Below are 22,123 nucleotides of genomic sequence, written 5' to 3'. Positions count from 1 at the left end.
TAGCACTCTCCTGCATACACGCACCGATAGCCACTTTTTTTCGCCCCCCAAATGTAGACCAGACGGGGGGCGAAAGGGAAGACTCCAGGTACGACAAATCAGGCGTTAATTCACGTTTTCTGGTCTTATTGCTGAAAAATTATACCAATATTGCTCTCACCCGCCTCACGCAGGTCTGCCCTAAGGCCTTTTATCAGCTCAATGTCGCGTTCTTCGCACTCGGCTAAAAGTCGGAATATTTCCCACTGAATGTCCCATTCTTGCTCAACGGCCGGGTTTTCTTTCAGCTCTTCATCGCTCATTTCGCGACCAGCCTGGGTCATTTCCAGCATCGCAACGGTGGTGATGGAAGTCTTACTGACTTCCACAGCGTGTTCCAGTGTTTCGCCACTCAAACGCGAATGAACCAGTTCACTTAACGCCACGCAGGCATCGATTGCCGGATAAACACCGTACAGATCGAAATCATCTGCTGAAGGGATAGCTTCCTCAAATTTCTCCAGTTGACTGTCGAAATTCACTTTTGCGTCTTTGACAGTCAGCGTTTCCCAGATGAGATCAAGAATGCGACGGTAAATCTGCCCATCACCGAAGCCGGTTTGCTGGCAGAACATGGCGTAATTGGGGTACATGCGTTCGCATAAGCAGGCCATAAAAGTAACGTGCTGCCAGCTTTCCAGGCGCTCCAAGCGCAGATGAATCGGGTTTTGTAACATGTTGAATTCTCAAATACGGAAATTATCCGCAGTTTACCTGAATTAGGGCTGATTTGCTGTATAGCGCACGAACGCCGGACGTTCCGAGGCCACAGCATCCGCCCAGCGCGTTGGTTCTGGCAGACGATAGCCTTTCATGCAGCGTTGTACCCACGCCAGCGCGCTATCCACGCTGATCCGATGACCAGTAGCAATAAACAGCGGATTACAGCGCGCTTTGCTACGCCAGACCCAGGCCAGTTGCTCGCCTTTGTCCATCAACGGCGACAGCGCGCCCGGTTCGCTGGAGAGTGGTTCGAATTTACCGCATAGCCGTTTTTTCGCCACGCCAATGGTTGGCACATCGACTAATAAGCCAAAATGACTGGCGACGCCAAGACGACGCGGATGCGAGATCCCATGACCGTCGACAAACACTAAATCCGGTTTTTGCGACAGCATCTCCCACGCTGCCAGCAGCGCAGGATATTCGCGGAAGGAAAGAAAACCAGGAATGTAAGGCATGGTGGTGGCGATGCGAGCCACTTTATACTCCACCAGCTCAAGAGTGGGATATTTCAGCAGCACTATCGCCGCTCGCGTCACATCTCCGCCCTGCTCAAACCCAACATCGGCTCCGGCGATCAGATCCGGAGGATCTTTATCGAGTCGATCCTCGCGGATCACAGAAGAGGCCAGTTCAAGTTGTTGAGCGCGTAATGACGCGAGATCCATAATCACTCCTTAACGGTGGTACTGTTCGGACAACCGATGTACTGCCTCCACAAAGACACCGGCATGTTCTGGCGGTACATCCTGGTGAATGCCGTGACCAAGGTTGAAGACATGACCTTCACCATGACCGAAACCGGCAAGAATTGTCGCCACTTCTTCTTCAATGCGGGCTGGCGGCGCATACAGCATCGATGGGTCCATATTGCCCTGCAACGCGACTTTATTACCCACGCGGCGGCGCGCATCAGCGATATCCGTTGTCCAGTCGAGACCCAGCGCATCGCAACCAGTTTCCGCCATCGCTTCCAGCCACTGTCCACCGCCTTTGGTAAACAGTGTTACCGGTACACGGCGGCCGTCGTTTTCACGCAGCAACCCATCGACAATTTTATGCATGTAGTAGAGCGAGAACTGTTGATAGTCACGTCCGGTGAGCACGCCGCCCCAGGTGTCGAAAATCATCACCGCTTGCGCACCGGCTTTGATTTGCGCGTTCAGGTACAGGGTGACGCTTTTCGCCAATTTATCGAGTAGCGCATGCAGCGCTTGCGGATCGGCATACATCATTTTTTTGATCACGGTGAAAGCTTTGCTACTACCGCCTTCCACCATGTAGGTCGCCAACGTCCACGGGCTGCCGGAAAAACCAATTAGTGGTACTTCGCCTTTCAGTTCGCGACGAATGGTACGTACTGCGTTCATCACGTAACCCAGTTCATCTTCCGGATCCGGAATCGGCAGTTTATCGACGTCTGCTTTACAGGTGACTGGCGAGGTGAATCGCGGGCCTTCTCCGGCTTCAAAATAGAGTCCTAACCCCATTGCATCCGGAACGGTGAGAATATCGGAAAACAGAATCGCCGCGTCCAGCGGATAGCGACGTAGCGGCTGCAAGGTGACTTCGCACGCCAGCTCGGCGTTTTTGCACAACGACATAAAATCGCCCGCCTGAGCGCGAGTAGCTTTATATTCCGGTAGGTAGCGACCCGCCTGGCGCATCATCCATACTGGAGTGACATCAACGGGCTGGCGCAGCAGCGCCCGCAGATAACGATCGTTTTTGAGTTCGGTCATTTTGGCTGTTCCTTAGTGCGTCAGGCGGTCAGTGTATCATCACTCATACTCTGCCCGACACATCGCCACCGTATCTTCTATCAGACGGCGCGCCACAGTGCCCGGTGGTGGCAATAATGGTAAATCGTCGTAGCGATACCAGTTCGCCTCCAGCAGTTCTTTCGGATCAATCACGATGTCACCACTGTCATACTCCGCCATAAACGCAGTCATCAGCGACTGAGGAAACGGCCACGGCTGAGAGGTCACATAACGCAAATTCCTGACTTTGATGCCACTCTCTTCCATCACTTCCCGCGCGACCGCCTGTTCGAGGGTTTCTCCGACTTCGACAAATCCGGCGAGTACCGTATGGACACCGTTACGATGCCGGGTATGCTGGGCAAGTAGGATCGAATCATCGCGACGGATGGCAACGATAATGCAGGGAGCGATTTGTGGGTAGTAACGCTCACGGCAGTGGCTGCACAGCATCGCCCATTCGGTTTTGCTTGGGTACATTTCATGCCCGCAATATCCGCAGTATTTATGCGAACGGTAAAACTCCGCCAGTTGCACGCCGCGTCCGGCTAATTGAAACAGCCCGACGTCCAGATCAATAACCTGGCGCACCGAGCCCATATCATGGCGACGCTGCTGTTGTACCAGCCAAACAGGTTCTCCTTGCCATTCGCCTATCCGCAGTGCGCGCTGACCCACAAGATCAAAATTTGCCGCTTTGCCATATGGCAATTCTCCCTTCGGCAACCATAATTTTTGCTCATGGCTGACTATCCACCAACCGTGATCTAATTTTTCAATTATACGATCCATAGCTCTTGCACTACCTTTGCTTCACTGGCATGTTTAACATGTTTTTTACATTCTCACTGAGCAGTTTTTGAAGACAAACTTGCGGAGTCAATCATGCTTAACCAGCTCGATAACCTGACGGAACACGTCAGAGGAAGTAACAAACTGGTTGATCGCTGGCTACATGTACGTAAGCATCTGCTCGTGGCTTACTACAATTTGGTTGGCATTAAGCCTGGCAAAGAATCGTACATGAGGCTAAACGAAAAAGCCCTTGATGATTTTTGCCAGAGTCTGGTCGATTACCTTTCTGCCGGGCATTTCAGTATTTATGAGCGCATTCTGCATAAACTGGAAGGCAACGGGCAGCTCGCTCGCGCCGCGAAGATTTGGCCGCAACTGGAAGCCAACACGCAGCAGATTATGGATTACTACGATTCCAGTCTGGAAACCGCCATAGATCATGATAATTATCTTGAGTTTCAACAGGTTTTATCTGACATCGGTGAAGCGCTGGAAGCACGCTTTGTGCTGGAAGATAAGCTAATTCTGCTGGTGCTTGACGCTGCCCGCCTCAAACATCTTGCTTGAGTTATGCGCTGTTAACGCGTAATTTACATTCAACGCCCCGTTTGCGGGGCTAATTTCTTGTCGGAGTGCCTTAACTGGCTGAGACCGTTCATTCGGGATCCGCGGAACCTGATCAGGCTAATACCTGCGAAGGGAACAAGAGTTAATCTGCTATTGCATCGCCTTTGCGGCGATCATCTCTTGCTTCATCCGTCGTCTGACAAGCCACGTCCTTAACTTTTGGAATGAGCTATGTCTGCAACAAAACTGACCCGCCGCGAGCAACGCGCCCAGGCCCAACATTTTATCGATACCCTGGAAGGCACCGCCTTTCCCAACTCAAAACGGATTTACATCACCGGCACACATCCTGGCGTGCGCGTGCCGATGCGTGAGATCCAGCTTAGCCCGACGCTAATCGGCGGCAGCAAAGAACAGCCACAGTACGAAGAAAATGAAGCGATTCCGGTCTACGATACCTCCGGCCCGTATGGCGACCCGCAAATCGCGATTAACGTACAGCAAGGGCTGGCAAAACTGCGCCAGCCGTGGATCGATGCACGCGGCGACACTGAAGCACTCACCGTTCGCAGTTCCGATTACACTAAAGCGCGACTGGCGGATGATGGCCTCGATGAACTGCGTTTTAGCGGCGTATTAACGCCAAAACGCGCCAAAGCAGGCCATCGCGTTACGCAGTTACACTACGCCCGCCGGGGCATCATCACGCCGGAGATGGAGTTCATCGCCATTCGCGAGAACATGGGGCGCGAGCGCATCCGTAGCGAAGTTTTGCGCCACCAGCATCCGGGTATGAGCTTTGGTGCTCGCCTGCCGGAAAATATCACCGCGGAGTTTGTCCGTGACGAAGTCGCTGCCGGACGCGCCATTATCCCCGCCAATATCAATCATCCGGAATCTGAGCCAATGATCATTGGTCGCAACTTTCTGGTGAAAGTGAATGCCAATATCGGCAACTCAGCGGTCACCTCTTCCATTGAAGAAGAAGTGGAAAAACTGGTGTGGTCCACGCGCTGGGGAGCGGATACTGTGATGGATCTCTCTACCGGTCGCTATATTCACGAAACCCGCGAGTGGATTTTGCGCAACAGCCCGGTGCCGATCGGTACTGTGCCGATCTATCAGGCGCTGGAAAAGGTTAACGGGATCGCTGAAGATCTTACCTGGGAAACGTTCCGAGACACGCTGCTGGAACAGGCCGAGCAAGGTGTGGATTACTTCACGATTCATGCGGGCGTTCTCCTGCGCTACGTGCCAATGACCGCTAAACGTCTGACCGGTATTGTGTCGCGCGGCGGTTCGATTATGGCGAAATGGTGCCTCTCCCATCATCAGGAAAACTTCCTCTATCAACACTTCCGCGAAATTTGTGAAATCTGCGCCGCTTATGACGTTTCGCTGTCGCTGGGCGATGGCCTGCGTCCCGGTTCGATTCAGGATGCTAACGATGAAGCACAGTTTGCCGAGCTGCATACGCTGGGCGAACTGACCAAAATCGCCTGGGAGTATGACGTGCAGGTGATGATTGAAGGCCCCGGGCATGTGCCGATGCAAATGATTCGCCGCAATATGACCGAGGAGTTAGAGCACTGCCACGAAGCACCGTTCTATACCCTCGGGCCGCTGACTACCGACATTGCGCCGGGCTATGACCATTTCACTTCGGGGATTGGCGCAGCGATGATTGGCTGGTTTGGCTGCGCGATGCTCTGCTACGTAACGCCAAAAGAGCACCTGGGTCTGCCCAATAAAGAAGACGTTAAGCAGGGACTTATCACCTATAAGATTGCCGCCCACGCCGCCGACCTGGCAAAGGGGCATCCGGGCGCACAAATTCGCGATAACGCCATGTCGAAAGCCCGTTTCGAATTTCGCTGGGAAGACCAGTTTAATCTGGCCCTCGATCCGTTTACCGCCCGCGCTTACCACGATGAAACCCTGCCGCAAGAGTCTGGCAAGGTCGCCCATTTCTGCTCGATGTGTGGACCGAAATTCTGCTCGATGAAAATCAGCCAGGAAGTGCGCGATTATGCCGCCGCGCAAACCATTGAAGTAGGAATGGCGGATATGTCGGAGAACTTCCGCGCCAGAGGCGGAGAAATCTACCTGCGTAAGGAGGAAGCATGATGTATCAGCCTGATTTTCCTCGTGTACCTTTTCGTTTAGGGCTGTATCCAGTAGTGGACAGTGTGCAGTGGATCGAACGCCTGCTGGACGCGGGCGTGCGCACCCTCCAGCTACGCATTAAAGATCAGCGCGATGAAGAGGTGGAAGCTGATGTCGTAGCGGCAATTGAACTGGGTCACCGCTATAACGCACGACTGTTTATCAACGATTACTGGCAACTGGCGATCAGGCATCAGGCGTATGGTGTCCATCTAGGGCAGGAAGATTTGCAATCCACCGATCTCGCCGCTATCCGCGCGGCAGGCCTGCGGCTGGGCGTTTCGACCCATGATGACATGGAAATCGACGTCGCGCTGGCAGCACGCCCTTCTTATATCGCACTGGGGCATGTGTTCCCCACGCAAACCAAACAGATGCCTTCCGCGCCGCAGGGGCTGGCGCAACTAGCTCGGCACATTGAGCGCCTGGCTGATTATCCCACCGTGGCGATTGGCGGTATCAGTCTGGCGCGCGCACCTGCGGTGATGGAGACGGGTGTCGGTAGCATCGCCGTCGTCAGTGCCATTACCCAGGCGACAGACTGGCGTGCGGCAACAGCTCAGTTGTTGGAAATTGCAGGAGTTGGCGATGAATGACCGTGATTTTATGCGTTATAGCCGCCAAATCCTGCTCGATGACATCGCCATTGAAGGCCAGCAAAAACTGCTCGACAGCCAGGTGCTGATTATCGGCCTTGGCGGGCTGGGTACGCCTGCTGCGCTGTACCTGGCTGGCGCTGGTATCGGAACTCTGGTGCTGGCAGATGACGACGATGTGCATTTGAGTAATCTGCAGCGGCAAATCCTCTTTACCACTGAAGATATCGACCGCCCGAAATCGCAGGTCTGCCAACAGCGACTGACGCAATTGAATCCCGATATTCAACTGATGGCATTACAACAACGGCTAACGGGTCATGCCTTAAAAGATGCGGTAGCACAAGCCGATGTGGTGCTCGACTGTACCGACAATATGGCGACTCGCCAGGAGATTAACGCCGCCTGCGTGGCACTCAACACGCCGCTTATCACCGCCAGCGCGGTCGGTTTTGGTGGTCAGTTGATGGTACTGACGCCGCCCTGGGAACAGGGGTGTTATCGCTGTCTGTGGCCGGATAATCTGGAGCCTGAACGCAACTGCCGCACGGCGGGCGTGGTTGGCCCGGTGGTCGGGGTTATGGGTACTTTGCAGGCACTGGAAGCAATTAAGTTATTAAGCGATATAGAGACACCTGCGGGAGAACTCCGTTTGTTCGACGGTAAATCGAACCAGTGGCGCAGCCTGGCGTTGCGCCGCGCCACAGAATGCCCTGTATGTGGAGGATGCAATGCAGATCCTGTTTAACGATCAACCGATGCAGTTCGCCGCCGGACAAACTGTTCACGAGCTGCTGGAGCAACTCAATCAACAACAAGCGGGCGCAGCGCTGGCGATTAATCAACAAATCGTCCCGCGCGAGCAATGGGCGCAACATATCGTGCAGGATGGCGACCAGATCCTGCTTTTTCAGGTTATTGCAGGGGGATGAGATGTTACGTATTGCGGACAAAACGTTTGATTCACATCTGTTTACCGGCACCGGGAAATTCGCCTCTTCGCAACTGATGGTGGAGGCGATCCGCGCTTCCGGCAGTCAACTGGTGACGCTGGCAATGAAACGCGTCGACTTGCGCCAGCACAACGACGCTATCCTCGATCCGCTTATCGCTGCGGGTATGACGCTGCTGCCGAATACTTCCGGGGCGAAAACAGCAGAAGAAGCCATTTTCGCTGCTCACCTGGCACGTGAGGCGTTAGGCACACACTGGCTGAAGTTGGAGATTCACCCTGACGCCCGCTGGTTGTTGCCCGATCCCATCGAAACCCTGAAAGCCGCCGAAACACTGGTGCAGCAGGGATTTGTCGTGCTGCCTTACTGCGGTGCCGATCCGGTATTGTGCAAACGTCTGGAAGAAGTCGGTTGCGCGGCGGTAATGCCGCTCGGCGCACCAATTGGCTCTAATCAGGGACTGGAAACCCGCGCCATGCTGGAGATTATTATCCAGCAAGCCACGGTTCCGGTGGTGGTTGATGCGGGCATCGGCGTTCCGAGTCATGCCGCGCAGGCGCTGGAAATGGGGGCCGACGCCGTATTAGTAAATACAGCGATTGCCGTCGCGGACGATCCCATCAACATGGCAAAAGCATTTCGTCTGGCAGTAGAAGCTGGCCTGCTGGCGCGTCAGGCTGGGCCTGGCAGCCGAAGTAGCTTTGCTCATGCCACCAGCCCACTGACCGGATTTCTGGAGGTTTCAGCATGAAAACCTTCAGCAATCGCTGGCGAGAACTGGACTGGGACGACATCCGTCTGCGCATCAACAGTAAAACGGCCGCTGACGTAGAGCGGGCGCTAAATGCGCCGTCACTTACCCGCGACGACATGATGGCATTGCTCTCGCCTGCCGCCAGTGATTATCTGGAACCACTGGCCCAACGGGCGCAACGTCTGACACGCCAACGATTTGGCAATACCGTCAACTTCTACGTCCCGCTCTATCTTTCTAATCTTTGTGCTAACGACTGCACCTATTGTGGATTTTCCATGAGCAATCGCATCAAGCGCAAAACGCTGGATGAAGCAGACATCGCCAGGGAAAGCGCCGCTATTAAGGCAATGGGCTTTGAGCATCTGTTGCTGGTCACCGGTGAACATCAGGCGAAAGTAGGGATGGATTACTTTCGTCGCCACCTTCCTATCCTGCGTGAACAGTTCTCTTCGCTACAGATGGAAGTACAACCACTGACAGAAGCGGAATACGCCGAGTTAAAGCAACTTGGTCTGGATGGGGTAATGGTTTATCAGGAGACATATCACGAGGCGACGTATGCCCGCCATCATCTGAAAGGGAAAAAACAGGACTTCTTCTGGCGACTGGAAACACCAGACCGACTGGGTCGTGCGGGGATTGATAAGATAGGCCTTGGCGCGCTAATCGGCCTTTCCGACAACTGGCGCGTTGACTGCTACATGGTTGCCGAGCATTTGCTGTGGCTGCAACAGCATTACTGGCAAAGCCGCTACTCTGTCTCCTTCCCACGGTTGCGGCCATGTACTGGCGGCATTGAACCAGCGTCGATTATGGATGAACGCCAGCTAGTGCAAACCATCTGCTCCTTCCGCCTGTTTGCGCCGGAGATTGAACTCTCACTCTCCACGCGGGAATCACCGTGGTTTCGCGATCGCGTTATTCCGCTGGCAATAAATAACGTCAGCGCCTTCTCGAAAACGCAGCCAGGTGGCTATGCCGACGGTCACCCTGAACTGGAACAATTCTCACCGCACGACGATCGCAGGCCAGAAGTTGTTGCCGCCGCGTTGACCGCCCAGGGCTTGCAGCCGGTATGGAAAGACTGGGACAGCTATCTGGGACGCGCCTCGCAACGGTTTTGAGACTGAATGTAAGAGCATAAATTTATTCCGAGCAGTTACGAAAGATGGAAAACGGAAACTTGTTGAAAGTCTTCCGTTTTTTTATGGTAGTGCCGTCAGCAGGAATGTTGTCCAGGGCGAAAAGCTTCTTCCTCGTTTCGCCCTGCCTTTCTTAATATTTCTGGTTAACTATATGAATTCTAAACTAAACCAATAAAAAAACCCGCCGAAGCGGGTTTTTAAGTTATTTGTGGATTAACGATTACTCGTTGTCAGAACCACCCAGACCTGCGTTCAGCAGTTCTGCCAGGCTGGCAGATGCGTCTTCTGCAGTCACCTGCGGTGCAGCCGGAGCCTCACCTGCGGCACGGCGGCGCATACGATCCTGGTGATACGCATAACCCGTACCGGCTGGGATCAGACGACCAACGATAACGTTCTCTTTCAGGCCGCGCAGTTCATCACGTTTACCTGCAACAGCGGCTTCGGTCAGGACACGTGTAGTTTCCTGGAACGATGCTGCAGAGATGAAGGACTCGGTTGCCAGAGACGCTTTGGTGATACCCAGCAGATCGCGGGAGTAAGTTGCCCCCACTTTGCCGTTCGCTTCCAGTTCGCGGTTTGCGATCTTGACGCGAGAGTATTCAACCTGTTCGCCTTCCAGGAAGTCGGAGCTACCTGCGTTAACGATGGTGGCTTTACGCAGCATCTGACGAACGATAACTTCGATGTGTTTATCGTTAATCTTAACGCCCTGCAGACGGTATACGTCCTGTACTTCGTTAACGATGTAACGAGTAACAGCATGAACACCACGCAGACGCAGAATGTCGTGCGGTGCTTCCGGACCGTCGGAAATAACGTCACCACGTTCTACACGTTCACCTTCGAACACGTTGAGCTGACGCCATTTCGGAATCATCTCTTCGTACGGTTCGCTGCCGTCTACCGGGGTGATAACCAGACGACGTTTGCCTTTGGTTTCTTTACCGAAGGAAACGACACCGCTGATTTCAGCCAGGATTGCCGGCTCTTTCGGACGACGAGCTTCAAACAGGTCTGCAACGCGCGGCAGACCACCGGTGATGTCTTTAGTACCGCCAGATTCCTGCGGAATACGCGCCAGAGTGTCACCAGAGCTGATCTGTACGCCATCTTCCAGTTGAACAATCGCTTTACCCGGCAGGAAGTACTGCGCAGGCATATCAGTACCAGGGATCAGAACGTCGTTACCCTGAGCATCAACGATTTTCAGTGCCGGACGCAGATCTTTACCACCTGCGGTACGCTCTGCAGAATCCAGAACAACCAGCGAAGACAGACCGGTCAATTCGTCGGTCTGACGAGTAATGGTCTGGCCGTCGATCATGTCAGTAAAGCGAACAAAACCGCTTACTTCAGTGATAACTGGCATGGTGTGCGGATCCCAGTTTGCAACGGTTTCGCCGCCAGCAACCTGTTCGCCATCGCCTTTCGCCAGTACCGCACCGTAAGGCACTTTGTAGCTTTCTTTGGTACGACCAAATTCGTCGATCAGTTTCAGTTCGGTGTTACGGGAAGTGATAACCAGTTTACCGCTGGAGTTCACAACCGACTTCACGTTGCTGAGTTTGATGCTACCTTTGTTTTTCACCTGGATGCTGGATTCAGCAGCCGCACGCGATGCCGCACCACCGATGTGGAACGTACGCATGGTCAACTGTGTACCCGGTTCACCGATGGACTGTGCCGCGATAACACCGATAGCTTCACCTTTATTGATGATGTGGCCACGCGCCAGGTCACGACCGTAGCAGTGCGCACATACACCAAAGTCGGTGTCACAAGATACAACAGAACGAACTTTAACCGCGTCGACAGAGTTCTCTTCCAGCAGGTCACACCACTGTTCGTGCAGCAGTGTGTTGCGCGGAACGAGGATGTCAGCAGTACCCGGCTTCAGAACGTCTTCAGCAGTTACACGACCCAGTACGCGATCGCGCAGCGGCTCTTTAACGTCGCCACCCTCGATAACTGGGGTCATCATGATACCTTCATGAGTACCACAATCATCTTCGGTAACCACCAGGTCCTGCGCGACGTCAACCAGACGACGAGTCAGGTAACCGGAGTTCGCGGTTTTCAGTGCGGTATCCGCCAGACCTTTACGAGCACCGTGGGTGGAGATGAAGTACTGGAGTACGTTCAGACCTTCACGGAAGTTCGCGGTGATTGGCGTTTCGATGATGGAGCCATCCGGCTTCGCCATCAGACCACGCATACCCGCAAGCTGACGAATCTGTGCCGCAGAACCACGCGCACCGGAGTCGGCCATCATGTAGATGCTGTTGAAGGAAACCTGCTTCTCTTCCTGACCGTCACGGTTAATAACGGTTTCAGTTTGCAGGTTATCCATCATCGCTTTGGATACACGATCGTTCGCCGCAGCCCAGATATCGATAACTTTGTTGTAGCGTTCGCCCGCAGTTACCAGACCAGACTGGAACTGCTCCTGAATTTCAGCAACTTCTGCTTCTGCCTCGGAGATGATTTCGTGTTTCTTCTCCGGGATGACCATGTCATCGATACCAACAGATGCACCGGAACGCGCTGCATATGCAAAGCCGGTGTACATGATCTGGTCCGCAAAAATAACGGTCGGTTTCAGACCGAGAATGCGGTAGCAGGTGTTCAGCATTTTGGAGATTGCTTTTTTACCCAGCGCCTGGTTGACGATGGAGTAAGGCAGACCTTTCGGTACAATCATCCACAGAATGGCACGGCCAACGGTCGTGTCTTTCAGGCTGGTTTTCGCGACTAATTCACCGTTAGCATCTTTTTCATACTCGGTGATACGCACTTTAACGCGCGCATGCAGAGAGGCCAGGCCAGCGCGATAAATACGCTCAGCTTCTTTCGGGCCAGTCAGCACCATGCCTTCGCCTTTGGCGTTAACACAGTCACGGGTCATGTAGTACAGACCCAGCACAACGTCCTGAGACGGAACGATGATTGGTTCGCCGTTCGCCGGAGACAGGATGTTGTTGGTAGACATCATCAGCGCACGCGCTTCGAGCTGGGCTTCCAGCGTCAGCGGTACGTGAACAGCCATCTGGTCACCATCGAAGTCGGCGTTATATGCCGCACAAACCAGCGGGTGTAGCTGGATAGCTTTACCTTCGATCAGTACCGGCTCAAATGCCTGGATACCCAGACGGTGCAGAGTCGGTGCACGGTTCAGCAGTACCGGGTGTTCGCGGATAACTTCGTCCAGGATATCCCAAACGACAGCTTCTTCACGTTCAACCATTTTCTTAGCAGCTTTGATGGTGGTAGCAAGACCACGCAGTTCCAGCTTGCCGTAGATGAACGGTTTGAACAGCTCCAGCGCCATTTTCTTCGGCAGACCGCACTGATGCAGACGCAGGTATGGACCTACGGTGATTACAGAACGACCGGAGTAGTCAACACGTTTACCGAGCAGGTTCTGACGGAAACGACCCTGTTTACCTTTGATCATGTCGGCCAAAGATTTCAGAGGACGCTTGTTAGAACCGGTGATCGCACGACCGCGACGACCGTTATCCAGCAGGGCATCAACCGCTTCCTGCAGCATACGTTTTTCGTTACGTACGATGATGTCCGGCGCTGCCAGATCCAGCAGACGTTTCAGACGGTTGTTACGGTTAATGACGCGACGATACAGATCGTTCAGGTCAGAAGTCGCGAAACGACCACCATCCAGCGGAACCAGCGGACGCAGATCTGGCGGCAGAACCGGCAGAACGGTCAGGATCATCCACTCTGGCTTGTTACCAGACTGAACGAATGCTTCCAGCAGTTTGATACGCTTGGTCAGTTTTTTACGCTTGGTTTCGGAGTTGGTTTCGTTCAGCTCTTCACGCAGAGTTTCACACTCTTGCTCCAGATCCATGCTCTTCAGCAGTGCCTGAATAGCTTCCGCACCCATCTTCGCGTCGAATTCATCACCGAACTCTTCCAGCGCATCCAGATACTGTTCTTCAGTCAGGATCTGTTGACGTTCCAGGTTGGTCATACCGCCTTCGATAACAACATAGGATTCGAAGTACAGTACGCGTTCGATATCACGCAGCGGCATATCGAGCAGCAGACCGATACGGGACGGCAGCGATTTCAGGAACCAAATGTGCGCAGTCGGAGAAGCCAGCTCGATGTGACCCATACGCTCACGGCGTACTTTAGTCTGGGTCACTTCAACGCCGCACTTCTCACAGATGACGCCGCGGTGTTTCAGGCGCTTGTACTTACCGCACAGGCACTCGTAATCTTTTACCGGCCCAAAGATACGGGCGCAGAAAAGGCCGTCACGTTCTGGTTTGAACGTACGGTAGTTGATGGTTTCCGGCTTTTTAACTTCACCGAAAGACCATGAACGGATCATGTCTGGCGAAGCCAGAGCAATTTTGATCGCATCAAACTCTTCGGTTTTAGTCTGCGCTTTCAGAAACTTTAATAAATCTTTCACGGATTTGCTCCCGTCGGAGTTAGCACAATCCGCTGCCGGGTTTTACCCCGACAGCAGTGACCTGTTTGAGCGAGAATTACTCGTCTTCCAGTTCGATGTTGATACCCAGCGAACGAATCTCTTTCAACAATACGTTGAAGGATTCTGGCATGCCCGGTTCCATCTGATGGTTGCCGTCCACGATGTTCTTATACATCTTGGTACGACCGTTCACGTCATCAGACTTAACGGTGAGCATTTCCTGCAGGGTGTATGCCGCGCCGTATGCTTCCAGCGCCCACACTTCCATCTCCCCGAAACGCTGACCACCGAACTGTGCCTTACCACCCAGCGGCTGCTGAGTAACCAGGCTGTAAGAACCGGTAGAACGCGCGTGCATCTTGTCGTCGACCAGGTGGTTCAGTTTCAGCATGTACATGTAACCTACGGTTACCGGGCGTTCGAACTGTTCACCAGTGCGGCCGTCGTACAGGGTGATCTGACCAGAAGTCGGCAGGTCGCCAAGTTTCAGAAGCTCTTTAATTTCCGCTTCTTTCGCACCGTCGAATACCGGCGTTGCGATCGGCATACCTTTGCGCAGGTTTTCAGCCAGGCGCATCACTTCTTCATCGCTGAAGGTACTCAGGTCAACTTTCTGACGAACGTCAGCGCCCAGATCGTAGGCACGCTGGATGAACTCGCGCAGTTTCGCGACTTCCTGCTGCTGTTTCAGCATGGCATTGATCTTGTCACCGATACCTTTAGCAGCCATACCCAGGTGGGTTTCCAGAATCTGACCGATGTTCATACGAGACGGTACGCCCAGCGGGTTCAGTACGATGTCTACCGGCGTACCGTTTTCATCGTAAGGCATATCTTCGATCGGGTTGATCTTAGAAATTACACCCTTGTTACCGTGACGACCTGCCATCTTGTCACCAGGCTGGATACGGCGTTTAACCGCCAGATATACCTTAACAATCTTCAGCACGCCCGGTGCCAGATCGTCACCCTGGGTGATTTTGCGGCGTTTCGCTTCGAGTTTCTTCTCGAACTCGTGTTTCAGTTCGTCATACTGCTCAGCCAGTTGTTCTAGCTGATTTTGTTTCTCTTCGTCGGTCAGGCCCAGTTCCAGCCAGCGATCGCGCGGCAGTTTGTCGAGCTTCTCAGCTTCAACACCACCGGCTACCAGCACAGCTCGGATACGGCTGAACAGACCCGCTTCGAGGATCTGCAGTTCTTCAGACAGGTCTTTCTTCGCCTGTTTGAGCTGCATTTCTTCGATTTCCAGCGCACGTTTGTCTTTTTCTACGCCATCGCGAGTAAAGACCTGAACGTCGATAACCGTACCGGATACACCGTTTGGTACACGTAGAGAAGAGTCTTTAACGTCAGACGCTTTCTCACCGAAGATCGCACGCAACAGTTTCTCTTCTGGGGTCAGTTGGGTTTCACCTTTCGGCGTTACCTTACCAACCAGAATGTCGCCACCGGTCACTTCCGCACCAATGTAAACGATACCGGATTCATCCAGTTTGGAGAGCGCAGCTTCACCCACGTTCGGGATATCAGCGGTGATCTCTTCTGGCCCCAGCTTGGTGTCACGAGACACACACGCCAGCTCCTGGATGTGGATGGTGGTGAAACGGTCTTCCTGAACAACACGCTCGGAGACGAGGATGGAGTCTTCGAAGTTGTAACCATTCCACGGCATGAACGCTACGCGCATGTTCTGACCGAGCGCCAGTTCACCGAGGTCGGTGGACGGGCCATCAGCCAGCACATCACCACGCTCAACCGGCTCACCCAGAGACACGCAAGGCATCTGGTTGATACAGGTGTTCTGGTTAGAACGGGTGTATTTGGTCAGGTTGTAGATGTCGATACCTGCTTCGCCCGGGTACATCTCGTCTTCGTTAACTTTGATAACGATACGGGAAGCATCCACGTACTGAACGACACCACCACGTTTAGCAACCGCAGTTACACCGGAGTCAACGGCAACAGCACGTTCCATACCAGTACCAACCAGCGGCTTATCAGCACGCAGAGTCGGAACGGCCTGACGTTGCATGTTCGCACCCATCAATGCACGGTTGGCGTCATCGTGTTCAAGGAACGGGATCAGGGACGCACCGACGGATACCACCTGCTGGGTGGATACGTCCATGTAGTCAACCTGGTCGCGGCTGAACAAGCTGGATTCGCCTTTGCTACGGCAGGTTACCAGATCTTCTACGAAGTGGCCTTCTTCATCCAGGTTGGAGTTCGCCTGGGCGATAACGTAGTTGCCTTCTTCGATAGCAGACAGGTAGTGAATTTCGTCAGTTACAACACCGTCGGTTACTTTACGATACGGAGTCTCAAGGAAGCCGTATTCGTTAGTCTGTGCGTACACGGACAGGGAGTTGATCAGACCGATGTTCGGACCTTCAGGGGTTTCGATTGGACATACGCGACCGTAGTGAGTCGGGTGTACGTCTCGAACCTCGAAGCCTGCGCGTTCACGGGTCAGACCGCCTGGGCCGAGTGCGGAGATACGACGTTTGTGCGTAATCTCAGACAGTGGGTTGTTCTGGTCCATAAACTGAGACAACTGACTGGAACCAAAGAACTCTTTCACTGCTGCAGAAATCGGCTTGGCGTTGATCATGTCCTGAGGCATCAGGGTATCCAGATCGCCCAGAGACAGACGCTCTTTCACCGCACGCTCTACACGTACCAGGCCAACGCGGAACTGGTTTTCCGCCATTTCGCCAACAGAACGGATACGACGGTTGCCGAGGTGGTCGATATCATCGACTTCGCCTTTACCGTTACGGATATCAATGAGCTTTTTCATAACATCAATGATGTCGTCTTTGCTCAGGATACCAGAACCTTCAATTTCTTCACGCAGCAGAGAACGGTTGAACTTCATACGACCAACCGCAGACAGGTCATAGCGGTCTTCGGAGAAGAACAGATTCTCAAACAGGCTTTCAGCGGCTTCACGAGTCGGCGGCTCGCCAGGACGCATCATACGGTAGATTTCTACCAGTGCGCTCAGACGGTCATTAGTTGGGTCGACACGTAAGGTTTCAGAGATATACGGGCCGTGATCCAGATCGTTGGTGAACAGCGTTTCGATACGCTTGTGACCAGACTGGCTCAGCTTAGCCAGCAGATCCAGGCTCAGCTCCATGTTCGCTGCGCAGATCAGCTCGCCGGTAGACTCATCAATATAGTCTTTAGCAACTACTTTACCTGCGATGTACTCAACCGGGACTTCGATCAGTTTTACGTCGTCTTTTTCCAGTTGGCGAATGTGGCGCGCAGTAATACGGCGGCCTTTTTCTACGTACACTTTACCGTTAGCTTCGATGTCAAAAGATGCGGTTTCACCACGCAGGCGTTCCGGCACCAGTTCCATCTGCAGCTTGTTATCACGGATTTCGAAAATAACTTTTTCGAAGAACAGGTCGAGGATCTGTTCAGTGGTGTAGTTCAGGGCACGCAGAATGATGGTCGCAGGCAGTTTACGGCGACGGTCGATACGTACGAACAGGTTGTCTTTCGGATCGAATTCGAAGTCCAGCCAGGAACCACGGTAAGGAATAATACGCGCGTTATACAGTACTTTACCCGAAGAGTGGGTTTTACCTTTGTCGGAGTCGAAGAAGACGCCCGGACTACGGTGCAACTGGGAAACGATAACACGCTCAGTACCATTGATAACAAAAGTACCGTTGTCAGTCATGAGCGGAATTTCGCCCATGTAGACTTCTTGTTCTTTAATGTCTTTTACGGTGCCTTCCGGCGCTTCGCGCTCATAGATCACCAGACGCAGTTTAACGCGCAGCGGTGCGGAATAGGTCACGCCACGGATTTGACATTCCTGGACGTCAAACACCGGTTCGCCAAGGCGGTAGCTGACGTATTGCAGCTCGGAATTACCGCTGTAGCTCTGAATCGGGAACACGGAACGGAAAGCAGCTTCCAGACCATACTGCCCTTCAGGATCTTGCTCGATAAATTTCTGAAACGAGTCAAGCTGGATAGAAAGGAGATAAGGCACATCCAGAACTTGTGGACGTTTACCAAAATCCTTACGAATACGTTTTTTCTCGGTATAGGAGTAAACCATAGGGTTCCTCAGCTCGCTGACAAGTCGACCCATCTGTCCATTGAGCGGACAGTTTGTGCAACACTATTTTGTTGACCGGAAAATGGATACTTTCCGCAATGCCTGTTGCTATCACGCTTAAACCATTTCATTGCGATTTACACAGAGCGGACGCTCTGTCGCAGTATATTAAGTCGTCGATAGAAACAAGCATTGAAAGGCACAGCAGTAGTCAAACAGTGTGAAACGCTACTGGCGCCTTACAGCGCAAAAAGGCTGGTGACTAAAAAGTCACCAGCCATCAGCCTGATTCCTCAGGCTGCAACCGGAAGGGTTGGCTTATTTAACTTCAACTTCAGCGCCAGCTTCTTCCAGAGCTTTTTTCAGTGCTTCAGCGTCATCTTTGCTCACGCCTTCTTTCAGAGCAGCCGGAGCAGATTCTACCAGGTCTTTAGCTTCTTTCAGACCCAGGCCAGTTGCGCCACGTACTGCTTTGATAACAGCAACTTTGTTAGCGCCAGCAGCTTTCAGAATTACGTCGAATTCAGTTTTTTCTTCAGCAGCTTCAACCGGGCCAGCAGCTACAGCTACAGCAGCAGCAGCGGAAACACCGAATTTTTCTTCCATTGCAGAGATCAGTTCTACAACGTCCATTACAGACATAGCTGCAACTGCTTCAATGATTTGATCTTTAGTGATAGACATTTAAATTGTTCCTGAATATCAGAATAAGTTTATACGTAAGCGAATGCGTTAAACAGATAACTGCGATTAAGCAGCTTCTTTCGCATCGCGTACAGCAGCCAGAGTACGAACCAGTTTGCCAGCCGAAGCTTCTTTCATGGTTGCCATCAGGCGTGCAATTGCTTCTTCGTAGGTCGGCAGAGTTGCCAGGCGGTCGATCTGAGACGCCGGGATCAGCTCACCTTCAAAGGCAGCGGCTTTGACCTCAAATTTTGCATTCGCTTTCGCGAACTCTTTGAACAGACGAGCAGCAGCGCCCGGGTGTTCCATAGAGTATGCAATAAGGGTCGGACCAACAAACGCATCTTTCAGGCACTCGAACGGAGTACCTTCAACAGCACGACGCAGCAGGGTGTTACGAACAACACGCATGTATACGCCAGCTTCGCGACCTGCTTTACGCAGTTCAGTCATTTTATCTACAGTTACGCCACGGGAATCCGCAACTACTGCAGACAGCGCGCCTTTGGCTACTTCGCTGACTTCAGCAACAATCGCTTGTTTGTCTTGAAGATTTAAAGCCATTAGCTTTGCTCCTGGATGTTTGCCAGAGAAAATCTCTGGAACTCACTTCACTCCTCCAAACGGAGAGAGCGTCTTAATTACGGTGAGCAGAAACAAGCCAGAATATAAAAGAATAATCTTAGCGTTCTGTCACCGTCTACGCAGGGTATTAAGTCTCTTACGAAACACCTGCGGTCTTCGACGGAGGCCTGGATTAGGCCAGGCTCCAACGAACAAATCTTTTTAGCCGCTAACTTTCGTTAACGTACGTGGGGGTAAGATTGTAGACAAAATCACCGCCCACGTAAAGGCATTAGTTTGCAGAAGCGCTCAGGCCAGCCTGGTCAACTGCAACACCTGCACCCATGGTGGTGGAGATGCTAACTTTCTTGATGTACACGCCTTTCGCCTGAGTAGGTTTTGCTTTTTTCAGCGCAACCAGCAGAGCTTCCAGGTTTTCTTTCAGTTTGTCAGCGTCAAAGTCCACTTTACCGATGGTGGTGTGGATGATGCCGTTTTTGTCGTTACGGTAACGGATCTGGCCAGCTTTAGCGTTTTTAACCGCTTCAGCTACGTTCGGCGTTACAGTACCCACTTTCGGGTTTGGCATCAGGCCGCGCGGACCCAGAACCTGGCCCAGTTGGCCAACAACGCGCATTGCATCCGGAGAAGCAATAACAACGTCAAAGTTCATTTCGCCTTTCTTGATCTGATCAGCCAGATCTTCCATACCTACCAGCTCAGCGCCTGCAGCTTTAGCAGCTTCAGCATTTGCGCCCTGGGTAAATACGGCTACGCGAACGGAACGGCCAGTACCGTGCGGCAGTACAGTTGCGCCACGTACGTTCTGGTCAGATTTACGAGCGTCGATGCCGAGGTTAACAGCAACGTCCACGCTTTCTACGAATTTAGCAGTCGCCAGCTCTTTCAGCAGAGCGATAGCTTCGTTGATGTCGTACTGTTTGGTCGCATCAACTTTCTCGCGGATAACACGCATGCGCTTGGTCAGTTTAGCCATTTCTTAGTCCTCCACTACCAGGCCCATGGAACGTGCAGTACCTTCGATGGAGCGAGTCATCGCTTCAATGTCGGCACCGGTCATGTCGGCAGCTTTGGTCTGCGCGATTTCCTGCAACTGAGCGCGGGAAATTTTACCCACTTTGTCTTTGTTCGGCTTACCGGAACCAGACTTGATACCAGCCGCTTTTTTCAGCAGAACTGCTGCCGGCGGAGTCTTGGTAACGAAAGTGAAAGAACGGTCAGCGTAAACGGTGATAACTACCGGAATCGGCAGACCTTTTTCGATGGAATCAGTTTTTGCGTTGAACGCTTTGCAGAATTCCATGATGTTTACGCCCTGCTGACCCAGAGCCGGACCTACTGGCGGACTCGGGTTAGCCATACCAGCCGCAACCTGCAGCTTGACATAGGCTTGTACTTTCTTAGCCATTATAAATTCCTCAAGTTGGGTAATAGCGCCTCAGAGAGGCTCCCCGTGATATAAAAAATCGTTTTACGGGCAAGGCCCATAAAAACAAAAGGCGCGAAATTGTATTCCAATCTCGCGCCTTGTGCAACGATTTAATCGCCGCTTTTTTGATCGCTGTGTTAGGCTTTTTCAACCTGGCTGAAGTCCAGTTCTACCGGGGTCGCACGACCAAAGATAGAAACAGAGACTTTCAGACGAGACTTCTCGTAATCAACCTCTTCAACGACACCGTTGAAGTCAGCGAACGGACCATCATTAACACGAACCATTTCACCTGGTTCAAACAGCGTTTTCGGACGCGGCTTATCACCAACCTGCTGCAGGCGGTTCATAATCGCATCGACTTCTTTATCGCTGATTGGCGCCGGACGATCGGAAGTACCGCCGATGAAGCCCATCACACGCGGTACGCTGCGCACCAGGTGCCAGCTCGCATCGTTCATCACCATCTGAACGAGGACGTAGCCAGGGAAGAATTTGCGTTCGCTTTTGCGACGCTGACCGCCACGGATCTCAACGACTTCTTCAGTCGGGACCATGACTTCGCCAAACAACTCTTCCATGTTGTGTAATTTGATATGCTCACGCAGCGATGTTGCTACGCGGCCTTCAAAACCGGAAAACGCCTGAACGACGTACCAGCGCTTTTTAGGAGCTTCAGACATCTCAGAACCTCAGGCCAGTGATAAAGGATACCAGGCGAACCAGAATACCATCCAGTCCCCACAGGATCAGTGACATTACTGCGGTAACCGCAGCCACAATCAGCGTGGTGTGCAATGTTTCCTGGCGAGTCGGCCAAATGACCTTACGGACTTCGGTACGCGCTTCACGGGCAAAAGCAACGGTTGCTTTACCTTTTGTCGTTAACAGCGCGACACCACCCGCTGCAGCAATCAGAATTACTACGGCCAGCGCACGCAGCGGCAGCATAATGTCGCGATAAAGGTAATTGCCGACAATTGCCACCAGGAGCAATGCCACCACAACGACCCACTTCATCGCTTCCAGGCCGCGCCCGCTTCCTTGAGCTTCGGTATTCGCACTCATAAACCAACCTGTCAGAAGTATTCTACAAACATTTTCACCCCGCGATCGCGAGGCAAACCAAATCGAAACGCGTATTCGCTTTTCGGATTATACGCCCTCAACAGAGCCTGTCTCAGCAATGATTATGACAAAGAAAATCACTGATGAGCCAGGTTCTGGTACGAAAGCGTGCAAAAAGGGCATCAAATGATGCCCTTTTATTGCGCATTGCGTCAAATGTTATCGGCAATTAGCTCAGAACTTTAGCTACAACGCCCGCGCCAACGGTACGGCCGCCTTCACGGATTGCGAAACGCAGACCGTC

At 52.7% G+C, this 22,123-nt stretch carries 20 protein-coding genes and 1 riboswitch; of the genes, 7 read left to right on the top strand and 13 right to left on the bottom strand.

Going from position 1 to position 22,123, the window contains the following annotated elements:
* Positions 1-125 precede the first annotated feature (125 nt).
* From BEA93_RS21440 to nudC, 4 genes are read right to left on the bottom strand one after another with little or no spacing between them, the layout of a single operon-like run.
* Positions 126-716 (bottom strand): YjaG family protein, encoded by a 591-nt coding sequence (locus tag BEA93_RS21440; protein WP_000940106.1) that lies wholly within the window; start codon positions 714-716, stop codon positions 126-128.
* Between the two features lie 42 nt (positions 717-758).
* Positions 759-1,430 (bottom strand): deoxyribonuclease V, encoded by a 672-nt coding sequence (gene nfi / locus BEA93_RS21435; protein WP_000362400.1) that lies wholly within the window; start codon positions 1,428-1,430, stop codon positions 759-761.
* Between the two features lie 9 nt (positions 1,431-1,439).
* Positions 1,440-2,504, bottom strand: coding sequence for a uroporphyrinogen decarboxylase (gene hemE / locus BEA93_RS21430; protein WP_000137657.1), 1,065 nt, complete (start codon positions 2,502-2,504; stop codon positions 1,440-1,442).
* A 39-nt stretch (positions 2,505-2,543) separates the two neighbouring features.
* Entirely contained in the window at positions 2,544-3,317 is a 774-nt protein-coding gene (nudC, locus tag BEA93_RS21425) for an NAD(+) diphosphatase (protein WP_105225040.1), read from the bottom strand.
* A gap of 93 nt (positions 3,318-3,410) precedes the next feature.
* Here nudC and BEA93_RS21420 point away from each other — a divergent pair, with 93 nt between their 5' ends.
* From BEA93_RS21420 to thiH, 7 genes are all read left to right on the top strand, one after another.
* The gene (locus tag BEA93_RS21420) at positions 3,411-3,887 is read left to right on the top strand and encodes an Rsd/AlgQ family anti-sigma factor (protein WP_000934291.1); all 477 of its coding nucleotides are present in this window, start codon (positions 3,411-3,413) and stop codon (positions 3,885-3,887) included.
* A 51-nt stretch (positions 3,888-3,938) separates the two neighbouring features.
* Positions 3,939-4,039, top strand: a riboswitch (TPP riboswitch).
* Positions 4,040-4,118: 79 nt separating this feature from the next.
* A complete protein-coding gene (thiC, locus tag BEA93_RS21415) occupies positions 4,119-6,014 on the top strand; it encodes a phosphomethylpyrimidine synthase ThiC (RefSeq protein ID WP_001517538.1) in 1,896 nt (631 codons plus the stop codon).
* A complete protein-coding gene (gene thiE / locus BEA93_RS21410) occupies positions 6,014-6,649 on the top strand; it encodes a thiamine phosphate synthase (protein WP_105225043.1) in 636 nt (211 codons plus the stop codon). The genes thiC and thiE overlap by 1 nt, the downstream gene beginning before the upstream one ends.
* Entirely contained in the window at positions 6,642-7,397 is a 756-nt protein-coding gene (gene thiF, locus BEA93_RS21405; RefSeq protein WP_001517536.1) for a thiazole biosynthesis adenylyltransferase ThiF, read from the top strand. The genes thiE and thiF overlap by 8 nt, the downstream gene beginning before the upstream one ends.
* The gene (thiS, locus tag BEA93_RS21400) at positions 7,381-7,581 is read left to right on the top strand and encodes a sulfur carrier protein ThiS (protein WP_001166252.1); all 201 of its coding nucleotides are present in this window, start codon (positions 7,381-7,383) and stop codon (positions 7,579-7,581) included. The genes thiF and thiS overlap by 17 nt, the downstream gene beginning before the upstream one ends.
* 1 nt (position 7,582) lies before the next feature.
* Entirely contained in the window at positions 7,583-8,353 is a 771-nt protein-coding gene (thiG, locus tag BEA93_RS21395; RefSeq protein WP_016262756.1) for a thiazole synthase, read from the top strand.
* Positions 8,350-9,483, top strand: a complete 1,134-nt coding sequence (thiH, locus tag BEA93_RS21390) for a 2-iminoacetate synthase ThiH (protein ID WP_001517534.1) — start codon at positions 8,350-8,352, stop codon at positions 9,481-9,483. The genes thiG and thiH overlap by 4 nt, the downstream gene beginning before the upstream one ends.
* Before the next feature lie 241 nt (positions 9,484-9,724).
* On the opposite strand, the gene rpoC is transcribed toward thiH, so the two are convergent.
* From rpoC to BEA93_RS21335, 9 genes are all read right to left on the bottom strand, one after another.
* Positions 9,725-13,948: a DNA-directed RNA polymerase subunit beta' gene (gene rpoC, locus BEA93_RS21380; RefSeq protein ID WP_000653962.1), complete on the bottom strand. Its 4,224-nt coding sequence runs from the start codon at positions 13,946-13,948 to the stop codon at positions 9,725-9,727.
* A 76-nt stretch (positions 13,949-14,024) separates the two neighbouring features.
* On the bottom strand, positions 14,025-18,053 hold the full coding sequence (gene rpoB, locus BEA93_RS21375; RefSeq protein WP_001314338.1) for a DNA-directed RNA polymerase subunit beta: 4,029 nt from the start codon (positions 18,051-18,053) through the stop codon (positions 14,025-14,027).
* 318 nt (positions 18,054-18,371) lie between these two features.
* Entirely contained in the window at positions 18,372-18,737 is a 366-nt protein-coding gene (rplL, locus tag BEA93_RS21370) for a 50S ribosomal protein L7/L12 (protein ID WP_000028878.1), read from the bottom strand.
* A gap of 66 nt (positions 18,738-18,803) precedes the next feature.
* On the bottom strand, positions 18,804-19,301 hold the full coding sequence (rplJ, locus tag BEA93_RS21365) for a 50S ribosomal protein L10 (RefSeq protein ID WP_001207201.1): 498 nt from the start codon (positions 19,299-19,301) through the stop codon (positions 18,804-18,806).
* Between the two features lie 292 nt (positions 19,302-19,593).
* Positions 19,594-20,298 carry a 50S ribosomal protein L1 gene (gene rplA, locus BEA93_RS21355; protein WP_001096679.1) on the bottom strand — a complete coding sequence of 235 codons (705 nt, stop codon included), beginning with the start codon at positions 20,296-20,298 and terminating at the stop codon, positions 19,594-19,596.
* Between the two features lie 3 nt (positions 20,299-20,301).
* A complete protein-coding gene (gene rplK / locus BEA93_RS21350) occupies positions 20,302-20,730 on the bottom strand; it encodes a 50S ribosomal protein L11 (RefSeq protein WP_001085926.1) in 429 nt (142 codons plus the stop codon).
* Between the two features lie 158 nt (positions 20,731-20,888).
* The gene (gene nusG, locus BEA93_RS21345) at positions 20,889-21,434 is read right to left on the bottom strand and encodes a transcription termination/antitermination protein NusG (RefSeq protein ID WP_001287521.1); all 546 of its coding nucleotides are present in this window, start codon (positions 21,432-21,434) and stop codon (positions 20,889-20,891) included.
* A gap of 1 nt (position 21,435) precedes the next feature.
* The gene (secE, locus tag BEA93_RS21340) at positions 21,436-21,819 is read right to left on the bottom strand and encodes a preprotein translocase subunit SecE (RefSeq protein ID WP_001275702.1); all 384 of its coding nucleotides are present in this window, start codon (positions 21,817-21,819) and stop codon (positions 21,436-21,438) included.
* Positions 21,820-22,048: 229 nt separating this feature from the next.
* Positions 22,049-22,123: elongation factor Tu (locus BEA93_RS21335; protein ID WP_072164356.1), on the bottom strand; the 75-nt coding region annotated here is incomplete at its 5' end.

The organism is Escherichia sp. MOD1-EC5950 (assembly GCF_002965345.1).
GTDB lineage: Bacteria > Pseudomonadota > Gammaproteobacteria > Enterobacterales > Enterobacteriaceae > Escherichia > Escherichia marmotae.
Note: the sequence above shows the minus strand (reverse complement) of the source record. Positions and strands in the feature narration are given on the sequence as shown.